General features: G+C 50.8%; 13 protein-coding genes. 9 read left to right on the top strand and 4 right to left on the bottom strand.

Annotation, left to right across the window (positions count from 1 at the left end; all coding sequences use genetic code 11):
• The first annotated feature begins 23 nt into the window (after window positions 1–23).
• The 8 genes from B5X72_RS12815 to bglX all read left to right on the top strand — a co-directional run bounded on the left by B5X72_RS12815 (window position 24) and on the right by bglX (window position 16,644).
• Window positions 24–2,915: a triple tyrosine motif-containing protein gene (locus B5X72_RS12815; RefSeq protein WP_079717312.1), complete on the top strand. Its 2,892-nt coding sequence runs from the start codon at window positions 24–26 to the stop codon at window positions 2,913–2,915.
• Between the two features lie 340 nt (window positions 2,916–3,255).
• A complete protein-coding gene (locus tag B5X72_RS12810; RefSeq protein WP_079717311.1) occupies window positions 3,256–6,282 on the top strand; it encodes a SusC/RagA family TonB-linked outer membrane protein in 3,027 nt (1,008 codons plus the stop codon).
• An 18-nt stretch (window positions 6,283–6,300) separates the two neighbouring features.
• Window positions 6,301–7,800 carry a RagB/SusD family nutrient uptake outer membrane protein gene (locus tag B5X72_RS12805; RefSeq protein WP_079717310.1) on the top strand — a complete coding sequence of 500 codons (1,500 nt, stop codon included), beginning with the start codon at window positions 6,301–6,303 and terminating at the stop codon, window positions 7,798–7,800.
• Window positions 7,801–7,863: 63 nt separating this feature from the next.
• Window positions 7,864–9,204, top strand: a complete 1,341-nt coding sequence (locus B5X72_RS12800) for a glucoamylase family protein (protein WP_079717309.1) — start codon at window positions 7,864–7,866, stop codon at window positions 9,202–9,204.
• A gap of 102 nt (window positions 9,205–9,306) precedes the next feature.
• A complete protein-coding gene (locus tag B5X72_RS12795; protein WP_079717308.1) occupies window positions 9,307–11,073 on the top strand; it encodes a family 43 glycosylhydrolase in 1,767 nt (588 codons plus the stop codon).
• Window positions 11,074–11,085: 12 nt separating this feature from the next.
• Complete coding sequence (locus B5X72_RS12790) at window positions 11,086–12,579, top strand: sulfatase family protein (protein WP_079717307.1); 1,494 nt, start codon at window positions 11,086–11,088, stop codon at window positions 12,577–12,579.
• Window positions 12,579–14,309, top strand: coding sequence for a family 43 glycosylhydrolase (locus B5X72_RS12785; RefSeq protein ID WP_079717306.1), 1,731 nt, complete (start codon window positions 12,579–12,581; stop codon window positions 14,307–14,309). Before B5X72_RS12790 ends, B5X72_RS12785 begins: the two co-directional genes overlap by 1 nt.
• 97 nt (window positions 14,310–14,406) lie before the next feature.
• Entirely contained in the window at window positions 14,407–16,644 is a 2,238-nt protein-coding gene (gene bglX / locus B5X72_RS12780; RefSeq protein WP_245826937.1) for a beta-glucosidase BglX, read from the top strand.
• Here the strand turns inward: bglX and B5X72_RS12775 are convergent.
• Genes B5X72_RS12775 through B5X72_RS12760 form a run of 4 tightly spaced genes read right to left on the bottom strand, consistent with a single transcriptional unit; the run spans window position 16,631 to window position 18,872 of the window.
• Complete coding sequence (locus B5X72_RS12775; protein WP_079717305.1) at window positions 16,631–16,990, bottom strand: cupin domain-containing protein; 360 nt, start codon at window positions 16,988–16,990, stop codon at window positions 16,631–16,633. The two genes, bglX and B5X72_RS12775, sit on opposite strands and share 14 nt — an antisense overlap.
• Window positions 16,977–17,285: a GNAT family N-acetyltransferase gene (locus tag B5X72_RS12770; RefSeq protein ID WP_079717304.1), complete on the bottom strand. Its 309-nt coding sequence runs from the start codon at window positions 17,283–17,285 to the stop codon at window positions 16,977–16,979. The genes B5X72_RS12775 and B5X72_RS12770 overlap by 14 nt, the downstream gene beginning before the upstream one ends.
• A gap of 18 nt (window positions 17,286–17,303) precedes the next feature.
• On the bottom strand, window positions 17,304–17,927 hold the full coding sequence (locus B5X72_RS12765; protein WP_079717303.1) for an alpha/beta hydrolase: 624 nt from the start codon (window positions 17,925–17,927) through the stop codon (window positions 17,304–17,306).
• Between the two features lie 6 nt (window positions 17,928–17,933).
• A complete protein-coding gene (locus B5X72_RS12760) occupies window positions 17,934–18,872 on the bottom strand; it encodes a ring-cleaving dioxygenase (protein WP_079717302.1) in 939 nt (312 codons plus the stop codon).
• A gap of 134 nt (window positions 18,873–19,006) precedes the next feature.
• Between B5X72_RS12760 and B5X72_RS12755 the strand changes: the two genes are divergently transcribed.
• Window positions 19,007–19,591: a Crp/Fnr family transcriptional regulator gene (locus tag B5X72_RS12755; RefSeq protein WP_079717301.1), complete on the top strand. Its 585-nt coding sequence runs from the start codon at window positions 19,007–19,009 to the stop codon at window positions 19,589–19,591.
• Window positions 19,592–19,742 lie beyond the last annotated feature (151 nt).

Below are 19,742 nucleotides of genomic sequence, written 5' to 3'. Positions count from 1 at the left end.
TCCGAAATCCTTATGTTTGCCATATGCATCGCCGAGCTCGCATATTGAAAGCGTTAGCCACCCTCATTGTCTTCCTTTCTGTTGGTCTGGCACCTGCGCAGGAAATCCAGCGCATCGGTTCGCCGTTGGTGCAGCAATATGCCAAATCGGACTACAAAGCGGGGAATCAAAACTGGGCTGTCGCTACGGGGAAAAATGGTATCATGTATGTTGCCAATGCTGACGGATTGCTGGTTTTCGATGGCCAATACTGGGCGTTGCACCACCTGCCGAACAAGAGCACGGTACGGAGCGTGGCGGTAGACAGCGCCGGGCGGATATATACCGGAGGATTGGCCGAGTTTGGGTATTGGGAGGATTCGGGCTATGGACAGATGCGCTATACGTCCATAAGTCGGTTATTGGGAGGTGATGAACAGGTGCGGGATGAGGTATGGAAAATTATCATTGATGGCGACCGTGTGCTTTTTCAGTCGTTTTCTACCTTGTATATTTATGAGGATAATGCCCTACAGGCCATCAAAGGGCGTGGCGAACCATTCCTCTTTTTGCATCATGTGCGGGGACGTATGTTCATTGAGCTTATACCTTCGGGCCTTCATGAGCTAAAGGACGGTGAACTGGTCGCCCTAAAGGATAAGGACCTATTAAATGGGGCAAATATCCTGACAATGCTGCCCTTCGGGCGTGATGAGGTGCTTATCGGTACCGCTAAATCGGGCTTGTTTTTGATGGATAGTACATCCGCCATCCGCAAATGGCATAATGCCGCCGATGGTTTGCTGCAGGCAGCCCAGCTGAATAATGGTATGCGGGTGTTGCAGCACTATTATGCATTTGGCACCATACTCCAAGGCGTGGTGATTATGGACGAACAGGGGCATATCGTACAGCATGTTCATAAGGGAAATGGTTTGCAGAACAACACGGTGTTGGGGATTCATGCGGACCGCCAGCAGAATATTTGGGTTGGCCTCGACAATGGCATCGACCGGATCGAAATCAACGCGCCAATTTATTACTATGCAGACAACAGTGGCAGTATAGGCACCGTGTATGCGGCCCGGATATTTGGGGGTAACATCTATCTGGGTACCAACCAAGGGCTGTTTTACAGCCGGTGGCCTGCTGGCAAAAGCTACGAGCCTTTTACGTTTACATTGGTAGCAGGGTCGCAGGGCCAGGTGTGGGACCTCTCGGTAGTGGATGGCCAGCTGCTATGTGGCCACAACGATGGTACGTACAATGTGCTTGGCAATAAACTGGTACCCCTGTCATCTGTGACGGGAGGCTGGGCGCTTAGGCGACTACCGAACCAGCCGGATCGGCTATTGCAGGGTACATATACCGGCTTGGCGGTGTTTGACAGAACCGCGAGCGGCTGGCAATTTTCGCACCGCATCAGCGGATATAATGACCCCTCACAATTTATCGAGCCGGTATCGGACAACCGGGTATGGGCAAGCGGCTACCAAGGGCTGCGACTGCTCACATTGGACAACGCGTTTGCACGCGTGCAGCATACCCAGGTGTATGATTCGGCAAGTGGACTGCCGAAGAGCGCCTTTATCAATGTGTTTATGTTAGCGGGGCGTCCGGTATTTGCTACCGATAGCGGCTTCTATCGATATGATGACATTACCGACAGATTTTATGCTTATGACCAGTTAAATGGGCAACTGGGATCTTTCGCCGCTTCAAATAAAATCATTCATGCGGGCGCTAATCGGTACTGGTTTGTCAATCGCGGGCGTATTTCATGGGTCCATTTCGGGGAAAAAGGATCGATTCAAGTAGACTCCATGCAGTTTGCAACCCTCAATGGCCGGATGATGAATTTCTATGAAAGCATCAACCGAGTCAAAAATAAGGTGTACCTGATCAGTCTGGACGATGGTTTTGCAATTTACCAAACAGTCGACTCGGTGGCGGCTAAACCCCACCTGCCGCTTCCGCTTATCCGTACCGTGAGTAACATTACCGATAGCCTCTCCAGTGCACAGTATACCGCCGATGCGGCTCCCGAAATCCCCTATCGGCACAACAATATTCGAATAAGCTACGCGCTCCCCTGGTATAGCGCGATTCCCCTGCGCTATCAGTTTTACCTGGAAGGCTACTCCCGTACATGGTCTGAATGGGATGAAGCCGCCCAAAAGGACTTTACCAACTTGCGGCACGGAGATTACGTCTTCAAGGTACGGGCTATGGCTCCCGACGGTATGCAATCCGGTATTACCGAATTCAGATTTACCATCCTGCCGCCATGGTACCTATCTTGGATAGCCCTGATGGTATACGCACTGTCGTTCGTGCTTATCCTCCTCGCGGGAAGGGGATGGTATCGCCAGAAAATCCAAAAGCACCGGGAGCTGATACAAGCCAATATGGATAGAAAGCAACGGGAAGCACTGGCAAAAGAGGCCGAGCAAAATGAACAACGGCTCATGAAGCTCAAAAATGAGCAATTGGAGCGGGAGCTGGCCAGCAAAAACCGCGAATTGGCTAATACAGCAATGAGTATCGTATACAAAAACGAACTCCTCAATAACGTGCATGATGAGCTGCTCCAGCTCCGGGATAGCGACGGGCGAAAATTATCCAATGATCAGCTTCGCAAAATCAATAAAATCATTGAAGATGCACGTAGCGACGAACGGGATTGGAATGTCTTCGAAGAGAGTTTCAACGAAGCGCATGAAAATTTTTTCAAAAAACTTAAAGCTGATTACCCCGAATTGGTACCTAATGACTTAAAGTTGTGTGCCTATTTGCGGATGAATATGAGCAGTAAGGAAATAGCATCCTTACTCAATATCACGACACGCGGCGTGGAAATCAGACGGTACAGGCTGCGGAAGAAACTCAATATTCCCCATAACAAAAACCTTACGGAGTTTCTTCTGGAGCTCTAAATGCGTCGGAATCGCACCTCACCTACTACATCATTACCTCTCATCTCCTATAGTGTAAATTGTACACACATTAACAGTGGTTGAGCAGGTTGGCTTATGTTGTAACGTATTGATTGTTAATTTTTTGTTTCGATTTTATTTCCTTAATGAGAAATTATTTTAGGAGTGATGTAGGGATGTGTAAGTTGTTTTTTTGTTGGGTTTGGCCATACATCAGACTTTTGCAAAACAATACTGCTCGCGGGCTGTATTTTTTAAAACCAATTGAACTCGTAAAGTCGGGTCATGAAACACACTATATTAAAGAAAGATTAAGTAACCAATTTAATTGAGTAACGACATGAGGAATTTATTTACATGCTGCTTATTGTTGCTGTATATGTTGCCTGCCTGGGTGTACGGGCAGCAGAACAGAATAAGCGGGAAAGTGACGGACGCATTGACGTCGGGGGGGATACCTGGTGTCACCGTTATGGTAAAAGGGACATCGGCAGCCACCCAAACAGATGGAACCGGCAATTACTCCATTGAGGCAGCAGGAACGGATACGTTGATTTTCCGATCCCTCGGTTTTGCTACGCAGGAAGTGGCTATAGCTGGCCGCACATCGGTGGATGTTGTACTGGAGGACCAGGGCACCGAACTGGAAGAGGTGGTGGTCATCGGTTACGGTACTGCCCAAAAACGGGATTTGACCGGATCGATTGCTCGAGTGAGCGGAGCTGACATTGCAGATAGGCCGGCAGCAAATCCGGTGGCTTCATTGCAAGGACGCGTATCGGGCGTGCAAGTGACTAACTCTGGTAGGCCAGGGCAGGAGCCGGACGTACGAATCCGGGGTACGAACTCCATCAATAACGTGAGGCCCTTGTATGTGGTAGATGGTATCCTAAATGACAACATTGACTTTTTGAATCCGGCAGATATCGAGTCTATGGAAATCCTGAAGGATCCTTCTTCGTTGGCCATCTTTGGTGTACGGGGTGCGAACGGTGTCATTGCCATCACAACCAAACAGGCCAAGGCCGGTCAGCTTAACTTTAATTTTAACTCAACGGTAGGCTTCAAAAGTGTCGTAGACCGGATGGCGATGACGGATGCTGCGGGCTTCCGGATGCTTTATGATGAGCAACTGGCTAACCAGGGGTCTACACCGTTTAACTATAATGGCTGGACAGCCAATACGGATTGGCAGAATGAGATTTTTCAAACGGGGATGCTTAACTACAACAACATCAGCGTAAGCGGAGCCTCGGAAAAAAACAAATTCTATATGGGGCTGGGATATACCCTTGACCAGGGAATAATCAAGCATGAGCAACTGGATAAAATTACCGTTACCATCAACGATCAATTAAGCATAACCGATAACTTCCGGGTGGGCGTAAACTTAAATGCCTACCACGCTGACCTGCCTCCACCACAGGATATTATGGAAAGCGCGGTAGGTAGCGCATTGCGCGCAGCGCCTATCGCCCCGGTATTTAATGAAGAATATGGTCTGTATCACACCTTGCCGCTTTTTCAGCGGGCACAGATAAGTAATCCGTTGACGAATGTAGAGCTGCGGCGTGGTAACTTTATCCGCCATGAATATCGCGGCGTGGGAAGTGTATTCGGTGAGGTTGATTTTTTGCAGCACTTTACGTTCCGGGCTTCCTTCCTCGGGGACTTTGGTTTTAACAAGGATAGGTCATATACGCCGCTGAGGAATTATTACAATCCTGATTTGACGGGGGATGATAAAACCGATCGTGTAGGATTGCTCACCGATGTGAACCAAGGACAAAACAACATGACTAAATTGCAAACAGACTGGTTGTTGACTTACAAAAATACGTTTGGTGAACATTCCCTCACTGCGTTGGTTGGATATACAACGTATAGCACCCGTTTTGAAGGACTAACCGCAAGGCGCGGCCAGGGATCGGGTGATCCGATACCCAATGATCCGGATAAATGGTTTGTTGGCATCGGATCTACGGATACACAGGAAAGTAACGGCACCGCATGGGAACGGAGGACAATTTCTTACCTAGGTCGGGTGCTATACAATTACCAAGGTAAATATCTGCTCAATGCATCATTTAGGAGAGACGGAAGCTCAGCCTTTATCGAAAGTAATCCATGGCAAAACTTTGGATCTGTCGGCGCGGCGTGGGTGATAAGTGAGGAAAACTTCCTGTCGGAGGCGTCGTTTATTGATAACCTGAAAATTAAAGGTTCTTGGGGGGTGCTGGGAAATCAAAATACCGGTGATGATTATCGATATCCGATGTTTCCCTTGTTGGTTGCAAACAGCTCCGCTGTATTTGGAAACAATATTTTCCCCGGTTATGAGCCGCAATATATCCCTGATCCAAACTTGCAATGGGAAACTGTCACAGCTTGGGAAGCCGGTTTTGAGTTTACCGGTTTTGCAAGTCGGCTTACGATGGAAGCCAACTACTACAATAAACTGACGAGGCATATCATGGTGGAGGTGCCAGGTATTTTGGGCACGAAACCTGGACTTTCAAACCAGGGAACCATCAAAAACCATGGCATCGAATTAGCAGCTTCGTGGAACCAACAACTTAATGACGATTGGTCATTCTCGGTTGGGGCCAATCTAACCACCCTATCTAATGAAGTGACGTTCTTGGTGAATGAGGGCTATCAGATCTTGCGAAACGCTTCACGTACCACGGTAGGCTACCCGATCGGGTACTTCTATGGCTATGTCCACGATGGCATTTTTCAAAATGAAGCTGAGGTTGCCGCAGGTCCCACAAATGCTATGGGATCAGGCAACAACGTTTTTTTGCCGGGTGATATCCGTTATAAGGACATCAATGGCGATAACCGGATTGATGCCAGCGATAGGACAATGATTGGTAATCCTACACCCGATTTCATCTATGGAGCCAATATAAGCGTTACCTTCCGGCAGTTTGATCTCGGCGTGGAGGTGATGGGTGTACAGGGGAATGAAATTTTTCGTGATTGGAACCGTAATCAGTTTGCGCAGTTTAACTTCCAAGCAGATCGTCTGAACCGTTGGCATGGTGTGGGTACATCCAATTGGGAGCCGATACTGAATACATCGCGTGCCAACAACCGAGAGATATCTTCGTATTTTATTGAAGATGGTAGTTTCGTACGTATCCGGAATATACAGCTTGGCTATAACTTGGCCCAAGAAGTGGCAACACGGTTGCGGTTAAAGAACGTCCGGATGTTTGTCAATGCGCAAAATCCTTTCACGTTTGCTAAAAATACCGGATATACGCCGGAAATTGGAGGGTCTGCCATCCAATTTGGCGTGGATAATGGCACCTATCCTGTGCCCGCCATCTATACATTTGGTATTAACCTGAATTTCTAACCTACAGAGCTATTGAACATGAAAACGCAATATAAAAGAAAAAGATTGACTTACCTGGCACTGGGGATATTGTCTACAATCCTGGTAACCGCATGTGGAGAAGATTGGCTTGGTGGAGAGCCCCTTGGTAGATGGACCGAGGATGATATGCCTGCCGGTTCGTTGGAAGGACAGGTGTTTGGTATTTACGCTGGATTGCGGAGTGAAGGTACAAGTGGCCTTCCGTATGTGGCTATCCACAATATCCGGGCAGATGATGCCAATATCGGCGGAGGTGTCGGCGACGAGGCAGGAGCAGGGCCGATATTTGATGACTTTGGCTATCCGCTGGATTACTGGTTGATCAATAATTATTGGACCAATCATTACAGCTTGATTGCGCTGACCAACAACCTGATCAATGATGCAGATAGTCTGGAAAACCCAACGGAATTGACTGCTGTCAATGTCGGTGAGGCAAGGTTTGTCCGGGCGTTTGCCTATTTCAATTTGGTCCGCACATTTGGTGAAGTGCCGAAGATAGATTTCAGGATCTATACACAAGATCAAGCCATCGTACCCAAATCGAGCATTGCGGAGATTTACGCGTTGATTGATGAAGACCTGAACGCTGCCGTTGCCGTACTGCCCAATCGGTGGGAAGAACGGTTCAGCGGACGGATTACACGCGGCGCGGCGTTGGCTTTGCAGGCAAAAACGCATTTAGCGAGGGGGAGTTGGGGCGCTGCATTAGCTGCGGCTGAAGCGGTTATCTCATCTGGCGAATACGACTTAAGTGTCCCTTACGATATGATATTCCGGGAGGAAAGCGAAAACAGCAGGGAGTCTGTTTTTGAAATTCAGGCCCATTATACGCAAAATAATACGGGCCTAGGCATCACATTGGCTAGCAGGCAGGGTGTTCGGGGAGCAGGCGAGTTCGATCTGGGGTGGGGTTGGAATGTGCCCAATGAAATCTTATTGAGCGCATTCGAAGAGGGCGACCCGCGGAAGGATGTCACGGTACTTTATTCCGACAGTGTGAACGCGCCGTACGGCGAACGTATTCCCGGCGGACTTGAACGAGATTACTGGAACAAAAAGGTGTATACAAATCCATCGATCCGGAGATCCACCGGCAGTCGCCAAGGGCAATGGTTTAATTTTCGGGTGATACGGTATGCTGATGTGGTGCTCATGGCTGCGGAGGCCGCAAACGAAATGGGGAATACGGATTTGGCTTTGGAATACCTCGAACAGGTGCGGGCCCGTGCCAGGGGAGCGAATGTTGATATATTGCCGCCGGTGACTACACGCGATCAAGAGGAGCTTCGCCAAGCCATTCGGCATGAGCGACAGGTAGAACTGGGTATGGAAAACGAACGCTTCTATGATCTGGTCAGATGGGGTATAGACGTGGAGACGTTCCACGCGGCGGGTAAGACGAGCTATCAACCGCGGCATCGGTTCATCCCAATTCCGCAGGTCGAAATCGACCGTTCCGGTGGAGTACTTGAGCAGAATCCGGACTACCGGTAATCCTTGACAAGGACGGTGTTGGTAACATCCATCTGTCCTTTTTATTTAATTTTCTTAATCCGAATGAGAGTTTTGTTATCAATTGCGTTGTTTGGGCTGTTTCTCGCCTGTCATACAACACCTACAAATAATGAAGGGCAACCGACTTCACTATCCGACGATTCCCTGCTTACCCTGGTGCAACGCCAAACTTTCCAATACTTTTGGGAAGGTGCCGAGCCGGTGTCGGGTATGGCGCGAGAGCGTATCCATATCGATGGTGAATATCCGCAGAATGACGAGGATGTCGTTACCATCGGTGGCAGTGGCTTTGGCCTGATGGCACTATTGGTGGGTATCGAGCGCGAATTCATCACGCGGCAGGAAGGTGTCGAGCGATTTGAGCGGGTCATTGGTTACCTCGAAAAAGCCGACCGCTTCCATGGCGCTTGGCCACATTGGCTTGAAGGCCCAACGGGTAAGGCAAAGCCTTTCAGCAAAAATGACAATGGCGGTGATTTGGTAGAAACCGCTTTCATGGCGCAGGCGCTGATCTGCGTGAGGGAATATTTCCAGCAGGGCGATGAATACGAAAAGCAATTGGCTGCACGCGCCGATGCCCTCTGGAAAGCTATTGAATGGGACTGGTATCGCCAAGGCGGACAAAACGTGCTGTACTGGCACTGGAGCCCCACGGCGGGCTGGGCCGCCAACCATCCCATAAGGGGCTATGATGAATGCCTCATTACCTATATATTGGCCGCCTCTTCGCCGACCCACGGCGTCCCTGCTGAAGTGTACCATGAAGGGTGGGCCCGTGGAGGCGCTATTAAGTCAAATGCCGAACGTTATGGCCACCCGATTGAGTTGCGCCACAACGTCAGGGACAGCACGGGAGTAGGGCCGCTGTTTTGGTCGCACTATTCGTACCTCGGCCTCAATCCCAAGGGATTGAAAGACCGGTACGCCGACTATTGGCAGCTCAACACGAGTCATGCGCTTATCCATCGTGAGTATTGTATCGAAAACCCGAAGGGTTTCAAAGGGTATGGGCCCAATGCCTGGGGGCTCACGGCAAGCTATTCCATAAAGGGGTACGCAGCTCACAATCCCGACGAAGACTTGGGTGTCATTGCGCCTACGGCGGCGCTGTCTTCTTTTCCGTACACGCCCGAATACAGTATGGAGGTAATACGCTACTTGTATGAGCACTTGGGGGATAAGGTGTGGGGCAAATACGGATTTTATGATGCGTACAGCGAAACAGCCGATTGGTTCCCCCAACGTTACCTCGCAATCGACCAGGGGCCGATACCTGTGATGATTGAAAACTACCGCAGTGGGTTGCTCTGGAAACTGTTTATGGGGGCACCAGAAATTAAAGAAGGATTGAAAAAGCTGGGATTCGAAAGCCCGGAGATTTAATGGGTAGTTGGTGATCCGTGATCGGTGGTGAATGGTCGGTGAGCAGTGATGAGTGGTCAGAACACCGTAAGCTATAGGCATAACGCATACAGCATAAAAAGCATGAAACATCATTGGAAATATGGTTGGTTGGTTATTGGAGCTTGGTTGCTATGCAGCGGAACCATCCGCGCCCAGGTACCGCGCACGTACTGCAATCCGATAAATATCGACTATGGTTATACACCGATTCCTAATTTTTCGGAATGGGGGCGGCATCGCGCCACGGCTGATCCCGTCATTGTGAACTACAAGGGCGACTACTATCTCTTTAGCACCAATCAGTGGGGCTATTGGTGGAGCAGCGACTTGTCGAAATGGAACTTTGTGTCCAAGAAATTTTTGCGTCCGTGGAACGGGGATGTGTATGATGAGCTCTGTGCACCGGCTGTGGGAATCGTGGGCGATACCATGCTTGTATTCGGCTCTACCTATACGGACAAGTTTACCATCTGGATGAGTACCAACCCCAAGGCCAACGAGTGGCAGCCGCTGGTCGACTCGTTCGCCATAGGCGGCTGGGACCCGGATTTTTTTACAGATGATGATGGCCGCTTCTACATGTATAATGGTAGCAGCAACCGTTATCCACTTTACGGCATCGAATTGAACCGGCAGACCATGGAACCGATAGGCACCCGTAAGGAGCTATATCTGCTGGAAGACTGGCGCTACGGTTGGCAGCGCTTCGGCGAATACATGGATAATACCTTTCTCGACCCGTTTATCGAGGGGGCCCACATGACCAAGCACAACGGTAAGTATTACCTGCAATATGCAGCCCCGGGCACTGAGTTCAGCGGGTATGCCGATGGGGTGGCTGTTGGTGACAGCCCCCTGGGTCCGTTTGCAACACAGTCTGACCCACTGAGCTATAAACCTGGTGGCTTTTCGCGGGGCGCGGGACATGGGGCGACATTCCAGGATAACGATGGCAACTATTGGCATGTGGCAACCGTTGTCTTAGGCGTAAAAAATAATTTCGAACGGAGGCTGGGCATGTGGCCCGCGGGGTTCGATGCTGACGGTGTGATGTATTGTAACACCGCATTTGGGGATTATCCGCATTATCTGCCCGACGGACCTACTGATCATCTGCGGAGCAGGTTTACGGGCTGGATGCTGCTCAATTACAACAAGCCGGTGCAAGTGTCTTCCACCCTTGGCGCGGCGTATCCGGCAAACCATGCCGTGGATGAGAGCATGAAGACCTATTGGAGCGCCGCCAGCGGCGATAAGGGCGAATGGATACAAAGTGATCTTGGAGCCGTCAGTACCGTACACGCCGTCCAGATTAATTATGCCGATCAGGATGCAGATAGTGCCTATTTAGGTAAAATGCAGGGCATATATCACCAATACATCCTATCTTACTCGGAGGACGGCAAACGCTGGAAGATACTGGTAGATAAGAGCCAAAATGATACCGATGTCCCGCATGATTACGTGGAACTTGAGGCTCCGGTACAAGCGCGGTATATCCGGCTGGAAAACATACACATGCCTACCGGAAAATTTGCCATCAGCGGCCTTCGCGTGTTTGGGAGGGGGCAGGGCCGCAAGCCTGATTCGGTGGAGGATTTTATCGTCATGCGCACGGAAAAAGATAAGCGTAGTGCGTGGATCAAGTGGAGCCCCGTAGACGACGCGTATGCGTACAACATCTATACCGGCCTGGCACCGGATAAGCTGTACAACTGCATCATGGTGCATGGTGCCAACGAGTATTATTACAAGGCGATGGACAGCCAAAAGCCTTACTACTTTGCCATCGAGGCGATCAATGAAAACGGGGTGTCCGCGAGGAGTGAAGTAAAACGGGTTGAATAGAACAAACGACTGATGAAAAGGATTTTTTTGTTTTTGGGTATTTGGGGGGCGGTGGTTTTAGGATATGCCCAGCCCGGCAAACCGTATAATGTGGTGTTCATCTTGAGCGATGACCACCGGTATGACTTCATGGGATTCATGGACAAGGTACCCCATCTGGAAACACCCCATATGGACCGCATGGCGCGGGAAGGGGCGCACCTGGAGAATGCTTTTGTTTCTACTTCCCTCTGTTCGCCCAGCCGGGCGTCTATTCTTACCGGTCAATATGCGCATACGCATACCATTGTAGATAACAATGCGCCCATGCCCGAAGGGCTCACCTTCTTTCCGCAGTATATGCAGCAAAAGGGGTATAAAACTGGGTTTTTCGGCAAGTGGCATATGGGTAATGAAGGTGCGGGTAAACAGCCCGGGTTCGACCAGTGGGTGAGCTTCAGGGGGCAGGGGGTGTACTATTCGCCGACGTTCAATATCAACGGGGAGGAAGTGAAGCAGCCCGAAGGAAGCTACACGACCGATCTGCTGACCGAATATGCCATCGACTGGCTTAACAGCTTAGACAGCGAGCAGCCGTTTTTCCTGTACCTATCTCACAAGGGCGTGCATGCTGAGTTCGAGCCTGCCGAAAGGCACCGGGGGACTTATAAAGACATGCCGGTTGTGACCCCGCCTTCCATGTACCTGACCGCGACAGACAGTAGCATGCGGGTGGGTACCGAAACGCCTTACGATGGCCCGGTGAACCGGGAAGATATACCGGAATGGGTGCGCAAACAACGATACAGCTGGCATGGCGTGGATTATATGTACGATGGAGCGATCGTATTTGAGGATTTCTATCGCCAGTACTGCGAGACGCTCCGCAGCGTTGATGAGAGCATCGGCGCTGTTATCGCCTGGCTTGAGGAGCGGGGCCTCGCCGAAAATACACTGGTGGTTTACATGGGTGACAATGGGTTCCTTTTCGGTGAACATGGCCTGATAGACAAGCGGAACGCGTACGAGGCATCTATGCGGGTACCGCTGCTGGCCTGGTCGCCGAAATTGGTCAAGCCGCAAACGAAAATCAGCCAGATGGTGATGAATGTCGATATCGGTCCTACCGTCCTCGACTTGATCGGTATGGAAAAACCGGAGCAGATGCAGGGCTACTCTTTCCTGCCGTTACTGCAGGGTAAGTCTATCGAAGGGTGGCGCGATAAGGTGTATTACGAATATTATTGGGAATGGGCATTCCCGCAAACGCCCACTATCTTTGCCGTACGCACCGACCGATACAAATACATTTTTAACCACGGGCTATGGGATGCCAATGAGCTGTATGACCTGGATAATGATCCGTATGAAATGAACAACCTGATCCGCGATCCCCAGTCGCAGGAGATTGCCGGTCAGTTGAAGAAAGAGCTTTGGGACTGGCTGGAATCAACCGGCGGGATGCAGATTCCGCTGAAAAAAATTTATCAGAAGCGCATCGATCACCTGTATAGGGGGACTTACTGATGAAACGGGCAATCATCATAATGGCCTGTGCGGCGGCCTTGTCTGGCATCGCTCACGGCGTATTGGCACAAGCGTTGCTGCAGCGGACGTACTGCAATCCGCTGAATCTGGACTATGCATACGCCACGCGGTTTGACAGTCTGTCATACCGCTCGGGCGCAGATCCCACCGTGGTGGAATTCCGTGGTGATTACTATATGTTTGTAACCCGCTCCATGGGCTACTGGTACTCGCCCGACCTGCACAACTGGACGTTTGTCCGCCCGGAGAAATGGTATTTTGAGGGGTCTAACGCCCCCACCGCGCATAATTATAAAGACTCGGTTTTGTACGTGACGGGTAACCCCGCCGGCGCGATGGCCATCTTGTATACCGATAACCCCAAGCGGGGCGACTGGAAGGCTGTACCTTCCGTATTGACGCAGTTGCAGGACCCTGACTTGTTTATAGATGATGACGGTCAGGCGTACATGTTCTGGGGTTCATCCAATAAGTTTCCGATCCGGGCTAAGAAGCTCGATCGAACCAACCGCTTCATTCCGATGTCAAAGGAGGTATATGAATTGTTCAACCTGGATGGAGAGCGGCATGGGTGGGAACGTTTCGGACACAATCACAGCGATACGGTGCTCCGGGGTTATATAGAAGGAGCGTCCATGTTGAAAAGGGGCGGTAAGTATTATTTGCAATACGCAGCGCCAGGCACCCAGTTTGACGTGTACGGCGATGGGGTATACATCGCCGACGCGCCGCTCGGCCCATATAGGTATGCGCCCAACAATCCTTTTTCGTATAAACCGGGCGGCTTTATCAACGGGGCCGGCCATGGAAGTACGGTGGAAGGTCCGGCTGGACATTACTGGCATTTCAGTACGATGGCTGTGGATGTCAATATCGGCTGGGAACGGCGTATCGGGATGTTTCCCACTTATTTCGACGCGGATGGGTTGATGCACGCCAACACCGCCTACGGAGACTATCCGCATTATGCGCCGCATATTCCGGGCAAGATGGGAACATTTACCGGCTGGATGCTGCTGTCGTACCAAAAGCCGGTAACGGCATCTTCCCAGCTGGGGAGCTATGGGCCGGAGCACGTCACCGACGAACAGGTGAAAACATTTTGGGTGGCCGAAGACAACGGCGATACGCAATGGCTCCAGATCGATCTCCAGCGCGTGGCGGAGGTGCATGCCATACAGGTCAACTTCAACGACTATCAATCGGACCTTTACGGGAAGCCCGAAGGGCTTTTTCACCGTTATGCGATTGAAGGATCGGAAAATGGGCAGGACTGGCGACTGCTGGTAGACCGGCAAAACAGCTTCCGCGATGTACCGAATGACTACGTAGAGCTGGAGAACCCGGCGCACCTGCGGTATATCCGGTATCGCAACATCCATGTGCCTACGCCTTACCTTTCCATTTCCGGGCTGCGGATATTCGGCGTCGGTAGCGGCAAGAAGCCGGTCACCGTCAAAAACCTCGAGGTGGTGCGTGACACCGACCGGCGGGATGCACAGCTGACCTGGGATGCGCAGGAAAACGTGCAGGGCTACACGGTCAGATGGGGTATCGCGCCCGATAAGCTGTATAGTGCTTGGATGCTGTACGGGCAGCATGCCTTGGAGATCAAAGGGCTGACGGTGGATCAGCCGTATTATTTCACCGTGGAAGCATTTAATGAAAACGGAATTTCTGGACAAACAGCCGTAAAAGCGGTAGAGTAGCGAATAATATAAAATTTGTTAATACATGGCAACCATGAAAATATTATATAGTCAACAGTTTCGTTTTTGTATAGGCCTGATATGCCTGTCGCTGGCTATGAAACCAGTGTGCGCCCAACAAGCTCATAACGATATGGATCGCTTTGTCAGCGAACTGATGAGCCGGATGACCATCGAAGAGAAAATCGGACAGCTCAATTTGGTCACTGCGGGAGAGGCGGTGACCGGATCAGTGGTCAGTACCGACGTGGAATCCAAAATCAAAGAAGGAAAGATCGGCGGGATCTTCAGCATGAGCACCCCGCAGCGTATCCGTGCTGCACAGGAACTGGCGGTCAATCACTCAAGACTGAAAATTCCCATCATTTTCGGAATGGATGTTATTCATGGTTATAAAACGATGTTTCCGATTCCGCTGGGCCTTGCGGCTTCCTGGGATATGGAACTTATCCAGGAGACTGCACGCATTGCTGCCATGGAGGCTTCAGCTGACGGGTTGAACTGGACATTCTCACCCATGGTAGATATCTCGCGTGACGCACGCTGGGGGCGGATATCCGAAGGTAGCGGCGAAGACACCTACCTTGGGTCGCGCATTGCTGAGGCGATGGTACGGGGCTATCAGGGTGACGACCTCGCCGCTCATAACACGTTGATGGCGTGTGTTAAGCATTTTGCGCTATATGGGGCTGCTGAGGCAGGGCGCGACTATAATACGACGGATATGAGCCTGCACCGCATGTATAACGAATACTTGCCTCCATACAAAGCGGCTATCGATGCAGGGGCTGGTAGTGTGATGACCGCTTTCAATGACATCAACGGGGTGCCCGCTACAGCCAATAAATGGTTGATGACGGATGTGTTGCGCAATCAATGGGGGTTCACTGGGTTTGTCGTGACGGATTATACGGCAGTCAACGAACTTATTGACCACGGGTTAGGCGACTTACAGGAAGTGTCTGCCCTATCGCTGAAGGCCGGGGTGGAAATGGATATGGTGGGCGAGGGATTTCTGACTACACTGAAAAAATCGTTGGACGAAGGTAAAGTAAGCGCGGCCGATATCGATCGTGCCTGCCGGCTCGTATTGGAGGCGAAGTATAAACTCGGGCTGTTTGAAGATCCGTTCCGTTATATCGATGATAACCGGGCAAAGGAAGTGATTCTGAACGCCGAACATTTGGCCAAGGCGCGAACGGCTGCAGGAAAGTCGTTCGTGTTGCTGAAAAATGAGGGGCATGTACTGCCTCTTAAAAAGCAGGGGACGGTAGCACTGATCGGGCCACTGACGAATACCGGCGCCAACATGCCGGGCACGTGGAGTGTGAGCGCTGATCTGGAAAACACGCCTTCCCTGCTGGAGGGAATGCGTGATGCGTTGGGTAACCAGGTGAAGATTGTCCATCACCACGGGTCGAACCTGCTGGAGGATGCAGCGTATCAAGAGCGGGCCACGATGTTCGGGCGTACCATACCCCGCGATGAACGGCCTGAGCAGGAGGTGATCGCCGAGGCTTTGGCAGTCGCCGGACAGGCGGATGTGATCATTGCGGCCTTGGGAGAAAGTTCGGAGATGAGCGGCGAGAGCTCCAGCCGTACCGATATCAGCATTCCTGCTGTACAGCAACGGTTATTGGCCAAGTTGCTGGAGACCGGCAAGCCGGTGGTGCTGGTGCTGTTCACAGGACGGCCACTTACGCTTACCTGGGAAAATGAGCATGTGCCCGCCATCCTGAATGTGTGGTTCGGGGGTACGGAAACCGGAAAGGCCGTGGCTGATGTGCTCTTTGGGGATGTAAACCCATCGGGAAAATTGCCGGCCACGTTTCCGCAGCACGTGGGACAAGTGCCTTTGTACTACAGCCATAAAAACACGGGACGGCCATTGGCAGATGGGCAGTGGTTTCAAAAATTTCGCTCCAATTACCTCGACGTGAGCAACGATCCGCTTTATCCTTTTGGATATGGACTGAGCTATACGACGTTTGCCTACGGTGAGTTGACGCTCAGTACGACCGAGCTCCAGCGGGACGGTAAGCTCCAGGTCAGCGTGGATGTGGCCAATACGGGTGATTATGCCGGTGAGGAAGTCGTGCAGCTGTACATCCGCGATTTGGCTGGGTCGGTGACGCGTCCGGTCAAAGAGCTTAAGGGGTTCCGTAAGCTGCACTTGGCACCGGGGCAGTCGCAACAGGTCACCTTTGACTTGACGGAAGAAGATCTCAAGTTTTACAACGCCGAACTGGAATATGTTGCCGAACCGGGGGAATTTGCCGTGTTTGTGGGCACAAATGCCCGTGATGTGCAGGAAAAACGTTTCACGCTACAGTGATAAATAACGAAGACCGGACCTGTGGTGCGAGGTTACGGGTACGGTGCCCTTTTCCGGTGGTGTCTTCAACCAAGATGATTTCGCCGGGTTGGAATTGCCGCTTTTCGCCCGTAGAAGTTTCGATTTCCACGCCGATATCCAGCATCACGATGAATTGTCGCTGTGGCGCGTTATGAAATGTATAATCGTAACCGGCAGGAACCTTGCGGAAGATAATTTCCCGGACCGGATACCGCTCAGAAAGGTAGCCAATGGGACCCGCGTCGGTAAGGGGATACCTTATGGTTTCGAAGCGGCTATCACCCTTTTCATCCGTATATAAGCGAGTGACGTCAAACGTTTCCATCGTTGGGCTGTTTTTCCATTAAATGATTCCATTCGGGGTGCCGCTTCAGGTATGCCTGCACATAAGGGCACAACGGTATCAATAGTTCGCCGTTTTGCTCGATGTGGGTAAATACCTTGCTTACCAGCGAGGCGGCTACGCCACGGCCTTCCAAGGTTGCGGGCACCTCCGTGTGGACAAGGTATACCCGTTTGCCATGTTGTTTATAATCGATGAAAGCCACTTGGCCGTCTATCGTTAGCTGGTATTGACGTTGTGTTTCATCTTTTACGATGGGCATTTGTTGTAGTTCCATAAATATAACGTTGAAATGTCAGGTCAAAACAAATTCATTCGCCAGCAATGTTTCATCAGCGCTGATACTATGCGGCTTCTGGGGATAAATTTCCATTTTGACATCGGCCCCCATTTCACGGAGGACAACGACACTTTCTCCAATTCGGTACAGTGGTACATGCGGGTCGTTGTCCCCGGCGGTGATCAGGATGGGGGTGCCGTCGAAATTGCCCTGATAAATGGCCATATTCAGTGTTTCGCCAATAAGCCCGCCGGTAAACGCTATCACGCCGCCATACCGCTTGGCACGGCGTGCCACGTATTCTAATGTAAGGCAAGCTCCCTGTGAAAAGCCGACGAAATAAAGCTGATCGGGAGTGATGCCGTGCCCGGCAGCTTCCGCAACCACTTCATCCAAGAGGGCAAGCCCCGAGTCCAAAGCAGGTTGGTTGTTGGCTACCGGTGCCAGAAAGCTATAAGGATACCACGAGTTGTTGGTAGCCTGGGGAGCTAACAACAGCGCGTCTTCGACGTGTAGGTGGCGCTGCAGGGAGAGAATGCCTTGTGCAGTGCTGCCCCGTCCGTGGAGCAGCACTACGGCTTTTTTGGCGTGTGCAGCCAATTTGCCAGTTTGTATGATTTGTTTTTCGTGCGTGTACATAGCAGATTAATCTAATTGCGGTAAAACTTGCTCAATCCGCTTGCGGTACCCTTCATATTGCGACGGCAATTTGAGTCCGCTGCCAAGCTCCGCTACGGTTTCATCCGTGGCGAAACCCGGATTGTCCGTGGCAATCTCAAACAATACGCCGCCCGGTTCACGGAAGTAGAGCGAATAAAAGTAATTGCGGTCGATTTTCTCCGTGATGTTGAGTCCTTGGGCGATGATCTTTTCCCTGAAGTGCATCAATGCAGCTTCATCCTTGACCCGGAAAGCGACGTGATGGACGGAACCGCCTGCAACGAGCCCCACGGCTTCGCCGGGAGCCTCGACGATGTCCACCAACGCCGCATGCGCTACCGTATCGGTAATAAAACGGTAGCGGTTTACCTCCTGTTGGAGGAGACGATAACCGAATATCTCAGTCAAGATACGTGCAGTGGCGTCCATCTTGGTGGTGGTGATGGTGATGTGGTGGAATCCGCGCGTGGCGTGGTCGGCTTTTACTTCGTCAGTTTCCCAAGGTGTACGGGTATCCGTTTTTTGGGGAACGGTGAGTTCCAGCTTCAGGCCATCGGGGTCGATGAACGAAAGGTACTGTTCGCCGAATTTTTCAGCGACGTTATTATAAATAATGTTGTTGGCGTCAAGCCGTTGCCGCCAAAACTCAAGGCTTCCTTGGGGTACTGCATAACCGATTTCGGTGACTTGCTGGGTGCCGCGGCGACCTTGGCGCACGCGGTTACCCCACGGGAAAAAAGTGAGGATGGTACCCGGCGTACCCACTTCATCACCGAAATAGAAGTGATACGTCTCGGGGTCATCGAAATTGACGGTTTTCTTGACCATCCGTAAGCCTAATATACGGGTATAAAAATCGTAGTTACGTTTGGCGTCCCCCGCGATGGCGGTGATGTGGTGGATGCCCAAAATGCTGTTGTCCATGATATTATCCTTTCTTTGTTGATGCAAAAATAGAAAGGTCATATCCCCTGCACATTAACCTATGACAAGAAATGGCCTTGTGTATTTAATACAAATAATTGTTATGTTTGATTCAACAAACAATAAACTTAACGATGTTTGCTGTCATTAACGATTATGTAAGCCGCTGCGCAAACTTTTCGCCGGACGACCTTGCGGTATTCAACAGGTTATTAAAAGCCAAATCAGTGAAGCGAAAGCAGTTGCTGCTACGGCAGGGCGAAGTTTGTGATTTTGAGGCGTACATCGTAAAAGGGTGCATCCGTACTTATTATATCGACGAAAATGGCAGCGAAGTGATTTTGCAGTTTGCTGTTGAGGATTGGTGGGTAAGTGACATCGGGAGCTTCCATGAACATAAACCCAGCCTCCTGTATATCGAAGCCATGGAGGATAGCGAGCTACTGACGCTTAATCCATCGCGCAAAGAAGAATTATTGGCAAAGGTGCCCAAATTTGAGCGGGTTTTTCGGCTCATGGTGCAACGCCATCTATCTGCTCTGGAGCATCGGCTGATTCGCACGATTGCCCAAACGGCAGAAGAGCGGTATCTGGAGTTTGTCCGGCAATACCCCAAAATCGTGCTGCGTGTACCACAACATTATATCGCATCTTACTTGGGGATGACGCCTGAATTTTTAAGTAAGGTAAGAAAGCGGTTGGCTACACGTAAAGACTAAAAGCGGCGTAAAAGTTCCCAGCCTTTACACCGCTTTTGTCAAATAAAAAATAAACAAATAGGTTTATAATTGGTTAGCAAATTTTTGTCCCAGTTTTAAGACGTGGAAGTCTATCATCAATTTATGTTTACAATATCGAGTAATTCACGAT

Origin of the sequence: Parapedobacter luteus, assembly GCF_900168055.1 — a bacterium.
GTDB classification, from domain to species: Bacteria; Bacteroidota; Bacteroidia; order Sphingobacteriales; family Sphingobacteriaceae; genus Parapedobacter; species Parapedobacter luteus.
This window is presented reverse-complemented; position numbering and strand designations above follow the sequence as displayed.

Excerpts from the sequence above, each read along its gene's own strand:
- B5X72_RS12815 (WP_079717312.1), top strand. The coding sequence starts at position 24 with ATGCATCGCCGAGCTCGCATATTGAAAGCGTTAGCCACCCTCATTGTC.
- B5X72_RS12810 (WP_079717311.1), top strand. The coding sequence starts at position 3,256 with ATGAGGAATTTATTTACATGCTGCTTATTGTTGCTGTATATGTTGCCT.
- B5X72_RS12805 (WP_079717310.1), top strand. The coding sequence starts at position 6,301 with ATGAAAACGCAATATAAAAGAAAAAGATTGACTTACCTGGCACTGGGG.
- B5X72_RS12800 (WP_079717309.1), top strand. The coding sequence starts at position 7,864 with ATGAGAGTTTTGTTATCAATTGCGTTGTTTGGGCTGTTTCTCGCCTGT.
- B5X72_RS12795 (WP_079717308.1), top strand. The coding sequence starts at position 9,307 with ATGAAACATCATTGGAAATATGGTTGGTTGGTTATTGGAGCTTGGTTG.
- B5X72_RS12790 (WP_079717307.1), top strand. The coding sequence starts at position 11,086 with ATGAAAAGGATTTTTTTGTTTTTGGGTATTTGGGGGGCGGTGGTTTTA.
- B5X72_RS12785 (WP_079717306.1), top strand. The coding sequence starts at position 12,579 with ATGAAACGGGCAATCATCATAATGGCCTGTGCGGCGGCCTTGTCTGGC.
- bglX (WP_245826937.1), top strand. The coding sequence starts at position 14,407 with ATGAAACCAGTGTGCGCCCAACAAGCTCATAACGATATGGATCGCTTT.
- B5X72_RS12775 (WP_079717305.1), bottom strand. The coding sequence starts at position 16,990 with ATGGAAACGTTTGACGTCACTCGCTTATATACGGATGAAAAGGGTGAT.
- B5X72_RS12770 (WP_079717304.1), bottom strand. The coding sequence starts at position 17,285 with ATGGAACTACAACAAATGCCCATCGTAAAAGATGAAACACAACGTCAA.
- B5X72_RS12765 (WP_079717303.1), bottom strand. The coding sequence starts at position 17,927 with ATGTACACGCACGAAAAACAAATCATACAAACTGGCAAATTGGCTGCA.
- B5X72_RS12760 (WP_079717302.1), bottom strand. The coding sequence starts at position 18,872 with ATGGACAACAGCATTTTGGGCATCCACCACATCACCGCCATCGCGGGG.
- B5X72_RS12755 (WP_079717301.1), top strand. The coding sequence starts at position 19,007 with ATGTTTGCTGTCATTAACGATTATGTAAGCCGCTGCGCAAACTTTTCG.